Genomic DNA, 18,443 nt, shown 5'->3' on the forward strand with positions numbered 1-18,443 from the left:
GTCAGGTGTGGTGGTGGCCACCAGGACGGCGTCGACCTGCGCGAGGCCGGCCGACTTCAGGGCGAGCGCTCCGGCTCCGGCGGCCAGGTCGGAGGTCAGCAGCCCCTCGGTGGCGACGTAGCGCTGCCGGATGCCGGTCCGGGTGCGTATCCATTCGTCGGAGCTGTCGAGCCGGGCCGCAAGTTCGTCGTTGGTCACCAGCCGGGGCGGCAACTGGCTGCCCAGCCCGGCGAGAACGGCTGCCGGGGTCATCGGTCGTCTCCGGTAGGGGCGGCTCGGCGGGGCGTGCGAGCACGGCGGCAGGCGGCCAAAGTGTGACTCCTCGCAGAGCGATGCGGCCGAAAAGGCCCTGACCGGTTGGAGTCTTCCGGCCAACGCTGACCGTCCGCTGACCGGCGCCTGACGGGAACCACTGGTCAGGTATCGGTCAGCGGACGGTCAGCGGGTGTGGGGATAGTTTCCGCCAGATCTCGCATCCCACTGACCCAGCGGAAAGGCAGAACACCTTCATGGGCGCTGTTTACGAAAAGCTGGTCGACCTGCTCGTCAATCACTTCGCGGTGGCGCGGGCGCAGATCAGGCCGGATGCCACGTTCGAGGAACTCGACATGGATTCGCTGTTCGTCGTGGAACTGCTGCTCGTGATCCAGTCCGAATTCGACGTGGAGATCCAGGACGACGCGGTGGGCCGGGCCGACAGCATCGGGCACCTGGCCGGCATCGTCGAATCCGGGATCGGGGTCGCGCCGTGACGTCCGGTGACAGCATCGCCGTCACCGGACTCGGTCTGGTCACCGCGGCCGGTATCGGCACGGACGTGACGTGGCAGGGCGTGTGCGACGGCCGGTCGAAGGCCACCAGGAACCCGGTGCTCGCCGATCTGCCGATCGACATCTCCTGCACCGTGCCGGACCTCGACCCGGCCCGGCACGTCGGACCACGCAGCCGGCTCACCCACGACCGTTTCATCCAGCTGGCGATCGTCGCCGCCCGTGAGGCCGTCGCGGACAGCGGCCTCGACCCGCTCACCTGGGACGGCGCCCGGGTCGGTGTGGTGATCGGCTGCGGGCTCGGCGGCATCACGACCTTCGAGACACAGCACCGCCGGCTCCTGGAGAAGGGGCCCCAGGCGGTCTCCGCCCTGTTGCTTCCGATGCTGGTGCCGAACATGGTCGCGGGTCATCTGGCGATGGACCTGGGCACCACCGGCCCCAACTTCGTGACCGCCAGCGCCTGTGCCTCCGGGGCCACGGCCATCGGCACCGCCGCCGGGCTGCTGCGGGAAGGCGTCTGCGACGTGGTGCTCACCGGTGGTACCGAGGCGAACGTCAGCCCTCTCATGGTGACGGGGTTCGCACAGATGGGTGTGCTCTCCCGTCGGGTGGACGACCCCACCGCCGCCTCCCGTCCGTTCGACGCGGCCCGCGACGGCTTCGTCATCGGCGAGGGCAGCGGCGTACTCGTGCTGGAGCGCGAAGCGGATGCCCGGGCGCGTCGTGCTCCGGTGCGGGCCCGGCTGGCCGGGTACGGCGCCTCCGCCGACGCCCACCACATCACCACTCCCGAGCCCGAGGGGCGCAGCGTCCGGCGCGCGCTGCGGGACGCCCTGGCACAGGCCGGGGTGGCGACCGACGAGGTACGGCACGTCAACGCGCATGGCACCGCGACCAGGATCAACGACGCGATCGAGGCACGAACCCTGCGTGCGGTGTTCGGCGACGGTGTGGCCGTGACCTCCACCAAGGGGGTCCTGGGCCACACCCTCGGCGCCGCCGGCGCCATCGAGGCCGCACTGACCGTGCTTGCCGTCCAGCACTCCACCGTTCCCCCTACGGCGAACCTGGAACAGCTGGACCCCGACCTCGATCTGGACGTGGTCTCCGGCACGGCCCGCCGGACGAAGGTCGACGTGGCCGTCAGCAATTCGTTCGGATTCGGGGGGCAGAATGCCGTGCTCGTCTTCACCGCCGCGTAAGCGCTGTTTCGGCCACCGCCGCGTCAGGGCGGGGGAGGTGACGGCGTCCCATGTCCTTCGTTCTCCCCGAGCGGGACATCGCCGCGCTTGAGAGGCGCGTACAACGCGCCCTCGACACCGCCGATCCCTCGGCGCTGGCCGTCCTCGGATTCGGCGAGGTCACCCTCGTCCTGCGCCTGGACACCCCGCACGGCTCGTTCGCGTGCAAGCGGCTGCCGGTCTTCCCCTCCTACGAGAGCTTCAGGCGCCACGAGTCGCTGGTCGGTGAGTACATCGAGCAGCTGGAGAAGGCCGGTGTGCGCGTCGCCGAAACCCGGCTGTGGCACACCCGGACGCCCTCGGGCAAGGTCGTCGGGTACTGCGTGCAGCAGGCTCTGCCCGGCGACCGGTTGTGTTCCCGGCTGCTGCACACCGAGGGCGACGCATGGGCCGGCGACTTCTACGCGCGCTTCCTCGCTCTGGTCGAGAAAACGGTGACCCCCGGCATCGGGCTGGACGCTCAGGCGTCCAACTGGATGGATCTCGACGGGGAACTGGTCTACCTCGATGTCACCACCCCCCTGCTGCGCGACGCACGGCGGCGCGAACGGCTCGATGTGCGGCTGTTCTTCACCTCGCTCCCCTGGATTCTGCGCGACGCCGTGCGGGTGTCCCAGACCCGGGCGATCTTCGACAAGTACTACGAGCCGCGCGGCGCCGTCCTCGACTTCCTCGGCAATCTGCACAAGGAACGGCTGTCGGGGCTGATTCCGGGTTTCCTGGCGCAGAGCGAGGGCCGTTTCGACGCCCCGGTCACCGCCGACGAGGTGGCCGGGTACTACCGCGAGGACGCCCGCATGTGGGAACTGATCCAGCGCCTGCGCCGGGCGGACCGCTTCTGGCACCGCAGGATCCGACGGCGCACGTACCCGTTCCTGCTGCCGCCCGATGTCGACCGTTGATGCCGCGTCGGCACCGGGCGAGCTCCGGCCCCGGACGGACACCGGCCCTCTCGTCCTCGATCCGGAGGTGCCGCTGCGGGTGTTCCGGCCCACGCCGGGACTGGCCCTGAGCGTGGTGTCGCTCGCCTGGCTGCGCGCTGCCGGGGACGACGTCCGCGCCCGGCTGGCGTCGTGGCACCTGGGACCGGAAGAGGCGTCCTACGTGGGCACGCTCGCTCTGCGGCGTCGGCGCGAAGAGTGGCTGGCGGGCCGGATGGCGCTCAAGTACGCCGTGCGCGCCCATCAGGAGCACTCCGGGAGGACGCCGACCGCCTGCCGTGACATCCGCATCGAACAGGTGGCACAGGGGCTGCGCGCCGGGAAGCCCGTGACCGACCTGCCGGTGGAGGTGGGCCTGACGCACTCCGGCGACTACGCCGTCGCGGTGTGCGGGACGGGCGCGGTCGGAGTGGACCTGGAACGTCCGCGCACCGTCTCGCCCCCGCTGGCCCGCATCCTCGCGGAGGACGGCGGGAGCGCCGGTGCGGACCCCGCCGGGCAGCGCCTGCGCGTCATGCCACTGCTTCTGCGCTGGGCGTGCAAGGAGGCCGTCCTGAAGTACTACGGGTTCGGTCTGCGCGTCGACACGCGTGAGGTGCGCCTCACCGGGTGGCACGAGGACGGGCGCTTCGCGTGGCGGCCGGGCCCCGAGCTGCTGCGACACGCACCCGCCGCCGGCGGCGAGTTGCGAACCCGGGCCTGCGAGCTGGACGGCTACCACCTGGCCCTGGTGTGGAGCGACCCCGCGAGCACGTAGTCGACACTCGACAGAAGGTGAGGACCACTGCCGTGACCCGTCCGTCCGTCGCTCCTGCCCGGCGGTTCGAAGAGGCGTTGGCCGACGCCACCGCGCTGGCCTCGCTCAGTCCCTCGTCCCACAACTGCCAACCCTGGAGGCTCGCCCGGGCGGACTCGCCGGGGGCCCGGCAGGCCGCCGCCCGTTTCCTGGGCATGGGCGACGAAGCGGGCGTCGAGTACGTGATTCTCGCCCTGGACCGCGGCCTTGAACTGCGCGCTCTGGCCGCGCACGCCCTGGAGATGCACGTCAGTTGCGGAGCGTACTGGCGGCTGCTGCGGCGGGCGCTGGCCGCCGAGGGGTGGGCGGCGCTGCGGGTGCGCGCCGTCGAGGCGCTGCCCGACCCTGTCCGGTTCGCCGCGCGGTGGCCGTCGGACTGGTCCCCGCTGTGCGTGGCGGCGCTGCGGCGCGACCGGTCCTCGGGGGAGGGGACCGACAAACTGTGGGCGCTGGCCCGCGGTCGGCGCACCCACCGTGGGCCGTACCGGAACACCGCACTCGACGACGGGACACTCGGGGAGCTGGCCCGCACGGTCGCCGTCCCGGTCCGGGCCGACGACCCGCAGGGGGCGGAGAAGGGCGGTGTGACGGTCCGGCACCTGACGTCGAATCCGGAAAGGTCCCTCTTCGCGGACTTCCTGGCGTTGCACGCCGGGCGCGACTTCAGCCACCCGGCGGCGTGGCGGGAGACCCACGCGTACGTGCGGTGGAACACCGCCGAGGCGCGTCGGCACGGAGACGGCTTCACGGCGGCTCAGCTGTTCGGACCGCTCACGCCGCTCCAGTACCTGGGCAAGCGCCTCACGTTGGCCCCGCCGGTGATGCGGCTCCTGTGTCTGGCCGGCTTCCACCACCGACTCGCCGCGGAGCTGGCCGGGCACGTGCGGCTTAGGACGCCCGCCGTGGTCGTGCTCGGATTCACCGGACAGTCGCCGGGTGTGGCCGGACAACTGCGGGGCGGCGAACTGCTGCTGGACTACTGGCTGGCCGCCACGGAGGCAGGGCTGGCACTCAATCCACTCAGCATCGTCGTGCAGCACGACGACCTGCGCCGCGATCTGAAGGGTCTGCTGGGCCTGACCGGACGCCCCTTCTTCGTCAGCCGTCTCGGCGTCCCGTCCACCCCGGCGCCCACCTCCTTCCGGCGCCCGGGTTCCGCTGGATTCCGTTCAATTTGAACTGTCCGGTGTTTGTGCGCGCCACACGGTGGGAACTTGGGCGCATTCGATGCTATCTCGGCGATATGCAGGCGCCTTCTCATCGGCGTGCGGTCGTGCTACCGTTCCCTTGAAAGTGCAATATTAAAGGTTGTGATACTTAAGGGGATCGAGTGTCGACGGCCGTTCCTTGGAATATCCTTCTTCAGTTCTTGCTCCGTCGTTCCGTTCGTCGTCTCCTTTGTGTTGCATCATGAGTATCAGATTGCTGGTGTGCTGCGACAACGCCATCGTCGGAGCGGGAATTCAGGCACTGCTGGGGCGTTATCACCTCGATGTCACCGTGGAGACATCGGTGCGCCGTGCCCTCGCAGTGGCCGCGGAGGCGTCCCCCGAAGCCGTCATCGTCATCTCGCCCCTGCTCACCATCGACGACCGTCAGGAACTTGCCGAACTGGCCGAACTCAGCAAGGTGATCCTGCTCTGCCCCCCGCAGAACACCCATCGCGCGCTGGAGGCCCTCCGGGTCAGTGTGCGTGCCGTGCTCTCCGTGGAGTCCTCGGTGGAGGACCTCGTCCACGTGATCAGGACGGTCACCACGGTCAACGTCCTCGTCCTGCCGGACGAGGTCGGCAGGTCGCTGGCGCTCGCCGACGTGCACCTCACCCTGGTGCCGGCCGGGGCGGGTCCCATGCTCACCCGGCGCGAGCGTGAAGTGATGCTGCTGCTGTCCCGGGGCAAGTCCAACGCCGAGATCGCCGAGCGGCTGACCGTCTCGAACGCGACCGTGCGCTCACACGTGCATCACGTCCTGCAGAAGCTGCACGCGCGGACGCGCACCCAGGCGGTCGCCATCGCCTACGAGTCGGGTCTCATCAGCAGGATCGCGCAACAGGTCAGCATGTCCTGACGAAATCGACGGTCCGGGAAGTAAGGGTGCCGGGACGTTCGATCCCGGCACCCTTTCGTGATGAGCACGCCTCAGTCCGCCAAGTACCCCGGTTCGAGCCGCTCCCCGGATATCTCGTCCACGACCGAGGCCATGGTGTCGAAAGCGGCGACCAGGCGCCGAAACGTGTCGGTCGCCATATCCCGCTCGAAGTCCTCCGGGCTGGTCACCGAAATGACCTCGAAGTATTCGTGAGGCACATTCGCATTCGTATTCGCATGTGTCGAGACGCGGTGCACCGCAAAGGAATACAAGCTTTTCAGGTCGGCGGCAGCGCGGTAGTCGCTTTCGCGTACCCAGGTCTCGAACCGGGCGGGGTCCACGCCCTCGTGGAGCCGGATGCGGTGAACGATGACATGCATGATGGCCTTGCCTCTCTGCTCAGCGCCTGTTTTCTCGGCGGCGACTGCCCAGGCGCAGTTCGCGGGCGATGTTGTTCTTCTGGATCTCGTTCGTCCCGGAGAAGATCCTGGCCGGCAGGGCATCACGCAGCAGGGTCTCCGCCTCGCCGTCCAGAAGGCCCAGCGCGCCGCGCAACTGGATCGCGTCGAGGCCCAGTTGCACCGCGGCCTCGCTGACCGCGAGTTTGGCGAGGGCAGGGCCGACAGTGCTCTCGCTTCCCGCGTCGATACCGCGCGCCGACCGGTACAGCATCAGCCGGGCGGACTCGTATCGCGCCAGCATGTCGACGATCCGGTGACTCACGGCCTGGAACCCGCCGACGACCGTGCCGAACTGCTCCCGCTGCCGCACGTGATCGATCGTGGAGTCCAGGACCCGCCGCATCACGCCCAGATAGATGCCGAACAGACAGGTCCGCTCCCATTTCATCGACGTGGCGAAGACGACCGCGCCCGAGCCCTCCGAGCCCAGCACCTGGGCCGCGGGCACCACGCAGTCCGTGAAGCGCACGTCCGCCATCGGCGATCCTCGCAGCCCCACCTTGTCGTAGGCCGGCCCGACGGTCAGGCCCGGAGTGTCCGCGGGCACCAGGAAGGTGGTCAGGCCGAAGAAGCCGCCCCCGGCCCGGGTGGCTGCCTGCACCACGAAGAGGTCCGCCACCGGGGCGTTGGTGATGAAGCACTTGCTCCCGTTGAGCAGGTACCGGTCTCCGTCGCGCAGGGCGGAGGTCTCCAGGCTCAACGCGTCGGAACCGGCAGCCGGCTCCGTGACGGCATGGGCCGCGATCGATTCCCCGGAACACAGGGCCGGCAGCCAGCGGTTCTTCTGCTGCTCGCTGCCGAACTCCACGACGGGCATGACGGCGGCGAACAGGTGTGCTGCCATGGAGAAGGCGAAACCGGTGTCGCTGCTTCCCTCGCCGAGCGCCTCCATCATCGCCGCCGCCGCGACGGCGTCCAGACCGCTGCCGCCGTAGTCGACCGGGGCACAGCTCCCGGCCAGGCCCTGCTTGCCGGCCAGCTGCCAGCGGCGGCGGAATTCGTCCGGGTCGGCGGTGGCCGGCCCCGCGAGTTCACGGCGGGCGAACTGCACCACCATGTCGCGCATTTCCCTTGTCTGCGGGTCGAGTTCGGGGTCGAAGTACACGTTCATCGTGGCCTGCCCTGGTATTCCTCGAGGAGAAGGTGGTAGTTGATCCCGCCGGTGCCGAAGGAGCTCACGGCAGCCCGCCGCGGACGTCCGTCCGGTGCCTCCCAGGGCGCGGCGTCGATGCGGATACGCCCGGGAATGCGATCGAGGGCCAGTTCGGGACTGAGGGTGCGCAGACCGGTGTTGGGTGGGACGGTCGCGGTACGCACCGCGTGCAGCGCGCGCAGCAGGCCGGTCCCGCCGGCCGCCGCGAACGTATGGCCGAAGAACGACTTGGCGCTGCCGATGTCCAAGGGGCGCCGACGCGGTACGGCACCGTAGACCTGGGCCACCGCCGCGATCTCCACTCGGTCGCCGACACGCGTGCCGGTGCCGTGCGCCTCCAGATAGCCGACGTCGGCGGGTGCGAACTCGACCTGGTCGAAAGCCTGGAGCATGGCCGAGGCCTGGCCCGTGATGTCCGGAGCGATCAGCGACCTCGCGTCGTTGGAGGCGCCGATGCTGCGCAGCAGGCCGTGGATCGGGTCGCCGTCCCGGAGCGCGTCGTCGTACCGCTTGAGCAGGAACAACGCGCAGCCGTCCCCGGGCGAGAAACCGTCGGCGGCCTCGTCGAAAGGGGTGATCCGCCCGTGCGACAGCAGGCCCAGCGAGGAGCACAGCACCATGTCGCGGGCGTTGCAGGGCAGTTCCACACCACCGGCCAACGCGTAGTCGACCGCCCCCGAGCGCAGTCTGCCGACGGCCAGGTCCAGCGCGGCGAGTGACGAGGCGCACGCCGCCTCCACCGCCACGGGCACGGCGTCCAGGGCGAACTCGTTGGCGATCAGTGCCGCGACACCGCTGGCCAGGCAGCCGTCGAGCGCGTGCGTGAAGTCCGTGTCGGCGACGGTCCGGTCCCGCACGAGCCGCAGGACTTCCCGTCTGGTCCGAGCGGGCAGCGCGCCGAGGGCGTCCAGGCCGTCGGCCACTTGCTCCAGCACATCGACGCAGAGCAGGGAGTTGAGGCGGCGCTCGTTGTGCAGCCCCAGGTTGCTGCCGACCGCCACCAGACCGGAGCCGGGCAGGCCACCGGGCGGGTACCCGCGCCGGGCGAAGAGCTCGGCGGCGACGTCGAGCGCCACCCGCTGGGCCGCGTCCAGCGCGGCGTAGCGGCTCGGCGGGAGACGCAGACCGGGCGGCGGCCCGTCCGGCACCGGCACGGACGCACCCTGGTCGGTGTAGGAACGGTCGAGGCTGAGGGAACCCGGCGCGTAGTAGATGCTCCGGTCGAAGACGTCGTCCGGCACCGGACCGACCATGCTCCGACCGGCCAGCGTGCGTGCCCAGAACGCTTCGGCATCCGGGCAGCCGGCGAAGCGTCCGGCGAAACCCACCACGGCGATCGGTACCGGCCCCTCCCTGCTCACCGTGCCTGCCCCGGTGATCGCCCGGTGACCCTGGGCCGGCGCACCGCCACCGCTGTGCGGGGTGCCGTACTCCTCCATGACGACATGGGCCACGGTCCCGGTCAACGACGAACCGACGAGCGCCGCCCGGCGCGGCCCGCCACTGGACGGCGGGGGCCAGTCCTCGGTCCCGGCCACCGCGCGCAAGGCACCGCCGTGCGGCATCGGGGCCCGCGTCCCACCGCCGGGCAGCCTGCGGTGATGCAGCGCCAGCGCGATCTTGCCGACGCCTGCGAGTCCGGCGTTCGCGAAGGTGTGCCCCAGCCGGTCCCGGACCGAACCGACCGCCACGGAGCCTGGCGCCGCGCCGGTGAACGAGGCAGCGAGCGCCCGCTGCTCGGCGTGCGACTCGCCGGCGAATCCGGACCCCGCGGATTCGACGTACTGCACCGCCTCGGCCGCCGCCGCACAGGTCGTACGTCCCGCGGCGGCCGCCTCCTCCCACAGCCCGTCCCGGACCGGGTAGCGGAAGGCCCCGGGGCGCCCCTCGTGGCGCAGGACGCACGACCGCACGGTGGCGTACACCCGGTCGCCGTCCTGTTCGGCGGACGAGAGGCGTTTGAGCAGCAGTGCCCCGACTCCCTCGCTGAACGGGCCCGTGTCGTACGGTGCCGTGGCACCGGGGGACCCCTTCTGTCCCAGCCCCTTGGCGGCGAAAGCCCGTGCGACGAAGGGGCCCTCGTGGCGCTGCCCGGTGATGAGCAGGACGGCGTCCGACAGACCGGCACGCAGGCTGTCCATGGCGTACGCGAGGCCCAGATACGAGGTGACATCGGCGGACTCCAGCGCCAGCGTCCTCCCACGCAGCTTGAAGGCGGAGGCGACCCGCGCCGGGATGGAGCTGACGAGCTCGCTCACCCTGTCGTGCGGCGACGCGCCAAGTCGCCGTATCAGCGCGGCGCGGAACTCCTCGGTGGTGTCCGCGTTCGCGTCCGACGCGTGACCGCCGTGCTCCGCGAGCGTCCGTCCCAGTTCGACGGCGTAACGAGCGCCCTCGATCCGCAAGGCGTTGGCGTACTGGCGGTCCAGGCCGAAGCAGGTGCCCACCGTCACATCGACGCGAACCGACGGCAGCGGCCGCCGATCGTAGCCCGCGTCCTGAAGACACTGACGGGCCGCCTCCAGGGCCAGGAGCTGCATCCGGGACATCGTCCCCGTCTGAGCGGGTGGAATCCCGAATCCGGCCACATCGACCTCGATGTCGCCGAGTCCGCCCGCGGCGGGAGCGGGAGTGCCGTCGGTCGCCGGGGCGGTCAGCAACCGCCAGTACTGCTCGGCCCCCCTGGCAGCCGGGTACAGCGCCCCGATGCCGACCACCGCGATCGCCTCGGGAACCACCGAGGCACTGTGTCCTTCGGAACGCACACGCGACCCAGAGGCCATGACGAAGCTCCCACTCTCTGTTCCGCAGGACGCGGCGCCCAGGCGCCGTCGATGCGCCGCCGACCGCGGGGACGGCGCGGCGCGCCGGTCGCTCACACGAGGCCGGCGTGCGCCAACGCGGGATCCTGCGCCAGGATCTCCGCGTGCCGGCGCTGGAGAAGTTCCCCGGGCCTGATGCCCAGTTCCTCGTCGAGACGCTGCCGGGCCAGCCGGAACTGCTCCAGGGCGTCGCTCTGGCGCCCGACCTGGTACAACGCCAGCATGAGCAGATCGCAGAAGTGTTCCCGCAGCGGGAACTGGGCCACCAGCCGGTGCAGTTCGGCGATCGCCCGAGCGTGATCCCCGAGCATGATGCGGGCCCGCACCTGATCCGCCAGGGCGGAGAGACGTCTTTCCTCGAACAGCCGGGCCGCGCTGCGGCAGCGCAGCCCGTCGCCCGCGTCCAGCAGGGCCGGACCACGCCACAGGAGCAGCGCGGAGTCCAGCAGACGAAGTGCCCGTTCGGGGGCGTCGGCCAGCGTTGTCGCGGCCTGGGACGCCAGGTCGAGAAACCGATGCCCGTCGATGTGCTCGCGCGGGACGTCCAGGACGTAGCCGTTGGGTACGGAGCGCAGCACGGAGTTCCCCGAGCCGCACCGCCCGCCCCCGCCCTTCAGCACCCTGCGCACCCGGGTGGCATGTGCCTGCATGGCGTTGCGGGGATTGCGGACGGTGTCGCCCGACCAGAGTTCGTCCGCCAGATCCGTATGGGAAACCGCCTGGCCTGCTTCCAGGGCGAGGACGGCGAGCATGGTCCGGACTTTGCTGGATCCCACACCGTGCGGACGGCCGTCCGTGCACACAGATATCGGACCGAGAAGATGGATAGCCACAACGTCCCCTCGCGTGCTGGTACGTGATTTCATCGGCGATGGCCGACCATGCATCCCTCTCGCGACTACTGACCCGCAGTCAGCGAGTCATTCACAGCCGCTCCATCGTGGCAGGGCGCTCGGAGCAAGGTCATCGGTCGACCGGACCGATTCGGATCTGCACGGAAGAATGAGGGCGCAGGCTTGTGTCGACTCTTCATGGAGGGATGCGCCCCCATCTCAACAGAAGATGTAGACGGACGCGTTCCGCAGGGAGGGCTACGGCGAGCGGGTCTGCGACCGTCGAGCACCTCCGCCCCGGCCGTTGCCGAGACCGCCGCGTCCGCGTCGGTCCTACGGCTGCCCAGTCCGAGGGCGACGGGACGGCGGCCGTGACCACGACGTCGTTTCCACGGCAAGGACCGTGTGAAGGCCCGTCAGCAGGTCCGAGGAGGTGGTGGCGAGGACGCCCAGCAGAGGGATGCTGATGGTGAGGCCGACCTGCTGGGTGGAGGTGACCAGGCCGGCCGTCAGGCCCTGCTCCTCGTCCGGTACACCGGACGTGACCGTCGGGCCGTAAGAGACGATCACACCGAGGTGGCACACGCACGCCGGGGAGAAGGCAACCGTGGCGAGCCACAGCGACCGGGCATCGGCGTTCAGGCCCAGCGTCTCCTCGAAGTACAGGGTGAAGGCGGCGAGCCCGGAGTTCGCCAAGTCGTGGGAGCGGCGGGACATCGAGGAGGCGGGGCAGATCCGCAAGGAGATGAACACGCCGCTTCGGGAGGCGGACACCGCGGGCAGGCTGGAGTGGCCGGCGGCGCCGGAGGGGCGGCGCGGGGCGATGTGCCCCGTGGCGGGACAGCGGCGGTGCCGCTTCGTCGGCGCGTGGCGTGATCGACGGCAACCCCAGCCGTGCCCACCACCCGCCCTCTCGGTGCCTGGCGCCATGGTGGGCCGGCGCGACCGGCGCCGGGGCGCCGCGCGACTCGGCGGCACCCGTCATGGGAAGGGTGGCGCGGTCGTTCAGGGGGTTCCGACTGCCAGGGCTTTGAACTCTCTGGGGAGGTCCGCGCGCCTGGTGACGTTGAGCTTGCGGTAGACGCGGGTCAGATGCTGTTCCACCGTGCTGATGGTGACGCACAGCTGGTCGGCGATCTCACGGTTGGAGTTGCCCAGGGCGGCCAGGGACGCGACCCGTCGCTCCGCCGCGCTGAGGGGATCGCGTGGAACGGTGCCCGGGTCGGCTGGTGTCTCCTCCCTGCCACGCGGCGGCAGCGAGGGCTGCAGATGTTCGACGCCGCACACATCGGCCAGGTGCAGCGCCTGGTACAGCGCTCGCCGCGCCTGTTCCGCCTCACCGATCGCGCGCTGCGCGGCACTCAACGCGGCCAGTGCCCGGGCCAGTTCGAGCCTGTCCCCGGTGAGCCGCAGGACACTGACCGCCTCCAGCAGCAGGCTTGCCCGGCGCCGCGGTTCGGCTATCTCGGCGAGCAGGCACATGGCGACGCCGCGGCTGCGGGATTTGGCGCTGCCGGGGCGGGCCAGCTCAGCGTCCGCGAGTCGGCGGACCTGGTCCCGCTGCCCGAGGCGCAGATGCGCGGCCGCGGCGCCGCTGCGCCAGGGCAGGAAGGACGGCAGATCCATGTCCCAGGCGCGGGCCTGGTCGCCGCAGCGCAGAAAGTCGTCCAGGGCCGCGTGCACCCGGCCCGCGGCCAGATGGTGATGGCCCCGGGCGTAGAGGTACTGCAGGCCGTACCGTGACTCGGAGATCGCCTCCGGTACCGAGTGCCGCAGGTACTCCTCGGCTACGTCGTCCGCCCCCATGGCGGTCGCGGCCAGGACGAGCGTGCTCAGCGGCGCACCGACGGCGACTCCCCAACTGCGGGGCGAGAGGTGGGTCATGGCGGAGCGGGCGAGGGTGCAGGCCTCGTTCAGATCGCCCTGTCGCAGGGCCAGTTCGGCGCGGATCGCGGTGAGCTTCGCCTGCCAGGTGGGCGTCTGCCGGGCGGTGGCCTCCTGCAGGAGCTTGGCCGACCAGACGGAGGCCTGGCCGAGCCGGTCCGCGTAGACGAGCGAGAGCAGCGCGGACTCCAGCGCGTACAGAGTGCTGTCGTCCAGGGGGCAGGAGCGCAGCACCTGTTCGGCGCTCCAGGCGCTGGACTCGTCGCCGCCGTTGCGCAGGGTCGAGCCGAGGACGGTCTCGGCGAGCAGGACGGGTCTGGCGGCCGCGGGTTCCCTGCTGTCGCGGATGCCAGACCCGTCCTCGGCGGCGGGGAGGAGAGGCACCATCGTGGGGTAGCGGTTCCGCAGCCACTCCCTGTTCTCCGTGAACAGGCCGTGGGGGCCCGGGACCTTCGGGCCCAGCGCACGGATCACCTCGGCGGCCTCGTCGAAACGCCCGTGCCACAGCAGGGCACGGGAGAGCGGCACGGCCAGCTGGGCGGGCAGGACGCCCGTCAGGAGCGCTTCGGACAGCGGCCCCAGACGGGGCATCACCATGGAGGGGTTGAGCTGCCACTCCAGCCGCGCGAGCATCATCGTCGTGAGCGCCTGCTCACGTGCGTCGTCGGAGCCGGACAGCGCCAGTTCCAGGCACTCCAGGGCGAAGCCGATGTCGCCGCTCCGGCGCGCCTGCTCGGAGGCGTCCATCAGCACGGGGACCGCCCAGCAGGGTGGCACGTGTCGCGCGGCGACAAGATGCCGGGCGACCGTGGGTGTCGGAAGCCCTTCATGGTGGAGTAACTCCGCGACGTCGAGCTGCTGTTGGGAGATAACGCCCCGGGGGATGTCGTCCAGGACGGCCGACCGTGCCTCCGGATGACGGAAACGGTTGTCGTCGACGAGCCCGGCGGCCTCCATGTGCCGCAGCGCGTTCGCCACCGAGGACGGACCGAGTTGGAGCAGGCGGCCTATGCGGTCGGGGGAGGAGCAGGAGTCCAGCAACGCCATCGTGCGGGCCACGCCGAGAACGTCCGGATCCCGGCCGTGCAGACAGGCGAGCACCGCCTGCGCGAACTCCTCTCCCGCGGGCGGGACTTCGGACCCGGTTTCGCCGTCCCCGGCACCGTCCACCAGCCGGTCGCGGTGGTCCCTCAGCAGGGCGTGGACGAGCAAGGGATTGCCGCCGCTGAGGGAGTGGTAGACGGGGCCGAGGGCCTGTGCCTCCTCCGTGCCCAGGGCGTTCGTGGTGAGCTCGGTCGTGCCCGCCGGGGACAGGGGAGCCAACCGGACACGCCGGTACAAGGGATGGCGGAGCAGTTCGGTGCTCAACAGCGGGGGACAGTGGCGGGCACTGTCCGGGCGGCTGAACACCAGCATCACAGGGGCGGATCTGGTGTGCGGGAGCAGTTGGAGCAGACAGCTCAGGGAAGCGGAGTCGGTGTGCTGAACGTCGTCGACACAGAGCAGCAGTCCGCCCGCCCCGGCCGCGTGCAGCAACGCACGGCACAGACCGCGGGCCACATGGGCCTGCAGGGCGGCCGACTCATGACGGGCGGACGGATCGGTGGCGAAGCTGTTCTCCAGGACGGTCATCTGCGCACGCAGCGGGGCGGGCAGCGGAATGTCCCGGACGAGTTGATGGACGATACCGAACGGGACGTCGCGCTCCTCCTGCCGGCCGACGGCTCGCAAGACCTCGGAACCCGTCGCGGACGCCTCCTCGGCAAAGGCATAGAGCAACTCGGACTTGCCGATGCCTACGGAGCCGCTGACGAGGACGACGTGTCCATTGCCGCGACGGCTCGCCGCGAGGAATTCGTGTAACATGAACAGTTCGTCTTTGCGGTCGATCAGTATCATGCGTGTACTCTTTGCGGCACGTCGGAATTCTATTCATAAACTGGCGAGTAGATTTCCGGAGGCTTGAGGTTTCGTTGCAGAGTCCTAGTAGAGCCCCTCGGGAGCCGACGAAGTGGTCTGTAGTGGAGTCACATTCGCGACTCCGTCGGACGGCCATCTCGAGCCGGTGTCGTAACGCAGTGCCTGGTCGCGTTCGAGGATGTTGGGAAGGAACAGGTCTTCGTGCAGCACGGTCAGTCGAACCTGTCCTACGGTGCCGTATTCCACCGCTGTTGACCAGTCCTCTTTGCGTACGACATTCATTGTCACCTGCGGGTAATTCGGAACATAGGGTATGAGTTCGGCGTTCTGCTCGACGGGCAGGCCCGCCGCGTTGCCGAAGGTGTTGCCGTAGCTGCGACCGCAGATGCCGTCGTCCATCGCGGCCTCGAAGGTCCGGTACATGTCCGGGCTCAGCTGCGTGCCGCTCAGCCGCACCCCCCGCAGCGGTGCGACCAGTTCGGGACGGCGGCGCACCAGCGCCTGGAAGAGGGCGGGGGTGGTGTTGAGGTAGTCGATCCGGCCGTGGGTGAGCACGTCGGCGACCTGCTCCAGCAGATGGGTGGTGTACTCGGCCGCATCCGCCAGCCGGCCGGCCCGGATGAGTCGCTTGATCCAGCGGGGGTCCATGTCGACGGCGTACACCTGCCCGGCGTACAGATCCGACGCCTCCCACACGCCGTTGCCGATCAGGTGCGGTCCCGTGGGGGTCGCCTGGAGCCAGGTCCGCCCCTGGACGAACCCCTCGGTGACGAAGGACCAGCGGCGCCACGCTCCGCGGTGCAGCAGCATGGCGGGCGTGTAGAAGACCCGGCAGGGCGTGCCGGTGGTGCCTCCGGTGTCCCAGACGCGGCCGGTCAGCGGGCGCGGCACGGCGAGCGGCACCAGGTCCGCCGGGTCCTGGGAGCGCAGGATGTCCACCGGAAACGGGCCGAACGCCGTGAGCTGCTCATAGCGGGTGATGTCCCGTGCGTCGAAGTCGAGCCGGGCGGCGCGCCGCAGCCAGTACGGGCTGCCGGTCTCCGGGTCGAAGTGTCGCGCCACCACCTTCCGGGTCCACGCGTCGAGGTCGGTTTCGAGCCAGTCCTCGATCAGCGTGTCGCACTCCGTGCCCCGCACGGCGGGCGACACGTCGGCCGGCGCGCTCACCGGGCCGGCGCCGGCGAAAGGTCTATGCCGAACTCGTACACACTGGTCAGCACCTGCTGGATGTGCTCCGGCTTGTCGACGTGCACCACCGGGAACGGGAACCTGAGAATGCCGTCCGGGATCGAGCCGCCCATGATGAGGCCGAGGCGCACGCCCTGGTCCTTCATCTCGGCGCAGACGTCCACCAGGCTGATCGGGTCCGTGGGATTCCGGTCGAACAGATCCCGCACGTCCTCCGCCGTGGTCAGGGTCTTGCGCTCCAGACAGGAGACCAGCGGCAGTTCGGGCGTCTTGAACGGCATCGCGTCGATGTACGGCGCCATGAACTCGCGGAAGTGACCGCGCAGCGGCGAGTGCACGGCGATCGGCCGGTCCGGCAGGGGGGCGACGGTGCCCGGCGGAAGGCCGGCCGCCAGCGCCGCCAGTGCCTTCCGCTCGCCCGACAGCATCAGGATCCGCATGGCCCCGTCGGCCGTCGGCCCGAAGTCCCCGGACAGATGCACCCCGGCCCGGCCCTCGCCCCGGTACGCCGCCGCCAGATCGCCCTCGGCCGGCGCGAACGCCAGCGCGAGGCCCTGCTCCGGCTCCTCGGCGGACAGTTCGGGTGTGTGCCGGGCGTGCGCCAGCATCTCGAACAGTTCCCGCCGCCCGATCGAGCCCGCCAGACAGCTCGCCGTCATGGCGCCGAGGCTCAGTCCGCCCAGCACCGCCGGGCTGAGCCCCTGTTCCGCCAGTACGTCGTGAATGCCGAGTGCGAGTGCCGTCTCGCGGATCGTCCCGGCGCTCTGCCGCTCCTCCTGGGGCTCCGGCAGCTCCTCATCGAGGATCTGGCCCACGGTGAGACCCGTCCACTCCGAGACCTGCTCGTACAAGTCCCGCATCACGGGGTGCGCCGCGTACATCTCCAGACCATGCACTTCCGTGCCGACTCCACCGCCGAACAGAAAGCCCAATGCCATAGCCGACTCCCGTGTATCTCGAACGAAAAAGACGTGAACAGGACATGGTGTGCTCGGGTGCCAACTCCGCGACAAGGCCGTCGAGACCACTGATGCGCAGCTACCGTACCCATCGCCCGGCCCCGCCGAAAGAGTCATCTGACCCTGTTTCGAGCCACCGTCGGGTGTCGCGCGCCGCGCTATCGAAACGCTATGCGGGACTGCCAGAGTTCTTCCGTGGCCCGAGTAATTCCTCTTGCCCGGATGGCCGGGAAGCCGGAAACGGAAGAAATGCCGAACAAGGACGACGGGAATCCCCGCACGCCCACGCCGATTGCGGTCGTCGGATACTCCTGCCGACTGCCCGGCGCGCCCGACCCGGAGACGTTCTGGCGACTGCTCGCGACGGGCCGGCACGCCATCACCGAGGCGCCGTCCGACCGCTGGGACGCCGACGCGATCATGTCGGCCGGGGCGGCACCGGACGCCGAACGCGTGCGCTGGGGCGGTTTCCTCGACCGGGCCGACCTCTTCGACGCCTCCTTCTTCGGGATCTCCCCGCGCGAGGCCACCGCCATGGACCCCCAGCAGCGCCTGGTGCTGGAACTCGGCTGGGAGGCCCTGGAACACGCCGGTATCGTCCCCGGCACCCTGGCCGACAGCCCGACCGCCGTCTTCGTCGGCGCCGCCACCGACGACTACGCGACCCTGCGCACCCGTCTGGGTGCCGCCGGCATCACCCGCCACACGGCCGTCGGCACCCAGCGCACCATGATCGCCAACCGGCTCTCCCACGCCCTCGACCTGCGGGGGCCGAGCCAGACCGTCGACAGCGGCCAGTCCTCTTCCCTGGTCGCCGTCCAACTGGCCTGCGAGAGCCTGCGCGCGGGCGACTGCACGGCTGCCCTGGCCGGCGGCGTCAACCTCAACCTCGCCCTGGACGGAGCGCTCGTCGCCGCCGGCTCCGGCGCCCTCTCGCCGGACGGGCGATGCCACACCTTCGACGAACGCGCCAACGGCTATGTACGCGGCGAGGGCGGAGCCCTGGTCGTCCTCAAGACCCTCGACCGGGCCATGGCCGACGACGACCGCATCCGCTGCCTGATCCTCGGCGGCGCCGTGAACAACGCCGGCAACTCCTCCTCCGGGTTGACCGTTCCCGACGAGAGCGCCCAGCGTGAGGTGATCCGGCTCGCCCACCGGCGCGCCGGGACCCGCCCCGACCAGGTGCAGTACGTCGAACTGCACGGCACCGGAACGAAGGCAGGCGACCCGGTCGAGGCCGCGGCGCTCGGCGCGGCCCTCGGCACCGCGAGGACGCCCGGCAGGCCCCTGGCCGTCGGCTCCGCCAAGACCAATGTGGGCCATCTGGAGGCCGCAGCCGGTGTCGTGGGCCTGCTCAAGGTCTGTCTCTTATACGCATCTC

The 18,443-nt window shown here is 70.4% G+C and carries 15 protein-coding genes and 1 pseudogene; 7 read left to right on the forward strand and 9 right to left on the reverse strand.

Annotation, left to right across the window (positions count from 1 at the left end; genetic code table 11):
* Window positions 1-252, reverse strand: a pseudogene (locus GWK25_RS42925) (3-oxoacyl-ACP synthase); the annotation flags it as partial.
* A 257-nt stretch (window positions 253-509) separates the two neighbouring features.
* Between GWK25_RS42925 and GWK25_RS42930 the strand changes: the two are divergent.
* From GWK25_RS42930 to GWK25_RS42955, 6 genes are all read left to right on the forward strand, one after another.
* The gene (locus GWK25_RS42930) at window positions 510-752 is read left to right on the forward strand and encodes an acyl carrier protein (RefSeq protein ID WP_215458140.1); all 243 of its coding nucleotides are present in this window, start codon (window positions 510-512) and stop codon (window positions 750-752) included.
* Window positions 749-1,975 carry a beta-ketoacyl synthase gene (locus GWK25_RS42935; protein ID WP_215458142.1) on the forward strand — a complete coding sequence of 409 codons (1,227 nt, stop codon included), beginning with the start codon at window positions 749-751 and terminating at the stop codon, window positions 1,973-1,975. Before GWK25_RS42930 ends, GWK25_RS42935 begins: the two co-directional genes overlap by 4 nt.
* A 50-nt stretch (window positions 1,976-2,025) precedes the next feature.
* Window positions 2,026-2,916 (forward strand): DUF6206 family protein, encoded by an 891-nt coding sequence (locus GWK25_RS42940; RefSeq protein ID WP_215458143.1) that lies wholly within the window; start codon window positions 2,026-2,028, stop codon window positions 2,914-2,916.
* Window positions 2,903-3,712: a 4'-phosphopantetheinyl transferase superfamily protein gene (locus tag GWK25_RS42945; protein ID WP_215458145.1), complete on the forward strand. Its 810-nt coding sequence runs from the start codon at window positions 2,903-2,905 to the stop codon at window positions 3,710-3,712. Before GWK25_RS42940 ends, GWK25_RS42945 begins: the two co-directional genes overlap by 14 nt.
* A gap of 32 nt (window positions 3,713-3,744) precedes the next feature.
* Entirely contained in the window at window positions 3,745-4,929 is a 1,185-nt protein-coding gene (locus GWK25_RS42950) for a RedV protein (RefSeq protein WP_308404511.1), read from the forward strand.
* A 232-nt stretch (window positions 4,930-5,161) separates the two neighbouring features.
* Window positions 5,162-5,818, forward strand: a complete 657-nt coding sequence (locus GWK25_RS42955) for a response regulator transcription factor (protein WP_215458148.1) — start codon at window positions 5,162-5,164, stop codon at window positions 5,816-5,818.
* 71 nt (window positions 5,819-5,889) lie between these two features.
* Here the strand turns inward: GWK25_RS42955 and GWK25_RS42960 are convergent, their stop codons facing one another.
* The 8 genes from GWK25_RS42960 to GWK25_RS42995 all read right to left on the reverse strand — a co-directional run bounded on the left by GWK25_RS42960 (window position 5,890) and on the right by GWK25_RS42995 (window position 17,038).
* On the reverse strand, window positions 5,890-6,219 hold the full coding sequence (locus tag GWK25_RS42960; protein WP_215458149.1) for a RedY protein: 330 nt from the start codon (window positions 6,217-6,219) through the stop codon (window positions 5,890-5,892).
* Between the two features lie 19 nt (window positions 6,220-6,238).
* Complete coding sequence (gene redW / locus GWK25_RS42965) at window positions 6,239-7,411, reverse strand: L-prolyl-[peptidyl-carrier protein] dehydrogenase (protein WP_215458150.1); 1,173 nt, start codon at window positions 7,409-7,411, stop codon at window positions 6,239-6,241.
* Window positions 7,408-10,191 carry a polyketide synthase gene (locus GWK25_RS42970; protein ID WP_308404512.1) on the reverse strand — a complete coding sequence of 928 codons (2,784 nt, stop codon included), beginning with the start codon at window positions 10,189-10,191 and terminating at the stop codon, window positions 7,408-7,410. The genes redW and GWK25_RS42970 overlap by 4 nt, the downstream gene beginning before the upstream one ends.
* Window positions 10,192-10,328: 137 nt before the next feature.
* Window positions 10,329-11,162: a BTAD domain-containing putative transcriptional regulator gene (locus GWK25_RS42975; RefSeq protein ID WP_308404513.1), complete on the reverse strand. Its 834-nt coding sequence runs from the start codon at window positions 11,160-11,162 to the stop codon at window positions 10,329-10,331.
* Window positions 11,163-11,441: 279 nt separating this feature from the next.
* Window positions 11,442-11,882: a hypothetical protein gene (locus GWK25_RS42980; RefSeq protein ID WP_374105819.1), complete on the reverse strand. Its 441-nt coding sequence runs from the start codon at window positions 11,880-11,882 to the stop codon at window positions 11,442-11,444.
* Between the two features lie 231 nt (window positions 11,883-12,113).
* Window positions 12,114-14,891: a helix-turn-helix transcriptional regulator gene (locus tag GWK25_RS42985; protein WP_286014700.1), complete on the reverse strand. Its 2,778-nt coding sequence runs from the start codon at window positions 14,889-14,891 to the stop codon at window positions 12,114-12,116.
* An 84-nt stretch (window positions 14,892-14,975) separates the two neighbouring features.
* Complete coding sequence (locus GWK25_RS42990) at window positions 14,976-16,079, reverse strand: arylcarboxylate reductase (RefSeq protein ID WP_374200722.1); 1,104 nt, start codon at window positions 16,077-16,079, stop codon at window positions 14,976-14,978.
* Entirely contained in the window at window positions 16,076-17,038 is a 963-nt protein-coding gene (locus GWK25_RS42995; RefSeq protein WP_215458155.1) for an ACP S-malonyltransferase, read from the reverse strand. The genes GWK25_RS42990 and GWK25_RS42995 overlap by 4 nt, the downstream gene beginning before the upstream one ends.
* 270 nt (window positions 17,039-17,308) lie before the next feature.
* Between GWK25_RS42995 and GWK25_RS43000 the strand changes: the two genes are divergently transcribed.
* Window positions 17,309-18,443 (forward strand): polyketide synthase (locus tag GWK25_RS43000; protein ID WP_215458156.1); only part of this gene is annotated, 1,135 nt, incomplete at its 3' end.

Source organism: Streptomyces sp. ATCC 21386 (genome assembly GCF_018728545.1).
Taxonomy (GTDB): domain Bacteria; phylum Actinomycetota; class Actinomycetes; order Streptomycetales; family Streptomycetaceae; genus Streptomyces.

Bases quoted from the DNA above. Each gene is read 5' to 3' on its own strand.
- GWK25_RS42930 (WP_215458140.1), top strand. From the start codon at position 510: ATGGGCGCTGTTTACGAAAAGCTGGTCGACCTGCTCGTCAATCACTTC.
- GWK25_RS42940 (WP_215458143.1), top strand. From the start codon at position 2,026: ATGTCCTTCGTTCTCCCCGAGCGGGACATCGCCGCGCTTGAGAGGCGC.
- GWK25_RS42945 (WP_215458145.1), top strand. From the start codon at position 2,903: ATGTCGACCGTTGATGCCGCGTCGGCACCGGGCGAGCTCCGGCCCCGG.
- GWK25_RS42955 (WP_215458148.1), top strand. From the start codon at position 5,162: ATGAGTATCAGATTGCTGGTGTGCTGCGACAACGCCATCGTCGGAGCG.
- GWK25_RS42960 (WP_215458149.1), bottom strand. From the start codon at position 6,219: ATGCATGTCATCGTTCACCGCATCCGGCTCCACGAGGGCGTGGACCCC.
- redW (WP_215458150.1), bottom strand. From the start codon at position 7,411: ATGAACGTGTACTTCGACCCCGAACTCGACCCGCAGACAAGGGAAATG.
- GWK25_RS42975 (WP_308404513.1), bottom strand. From the start codon at position 11,162: ATGCATGGTCGGCCATCGCCGATGAAATCACGTACCAGCACGCGAGGG.
- GWK25_RS42985 (WP_286014700.1), bottom strand. From the start codon at position 14,891: ATGATACTGATCGACCGCAAAGACGAACTGTTCATGTTACACGAATTC.
- GWK25_RS42995 (WP_215458155.1), bottom strand. From the start codon at position 17,038: ATGGCATTGGGCTTTCTGTTCGGCGGTGGAGTCGGCACGGAAGTGCAT.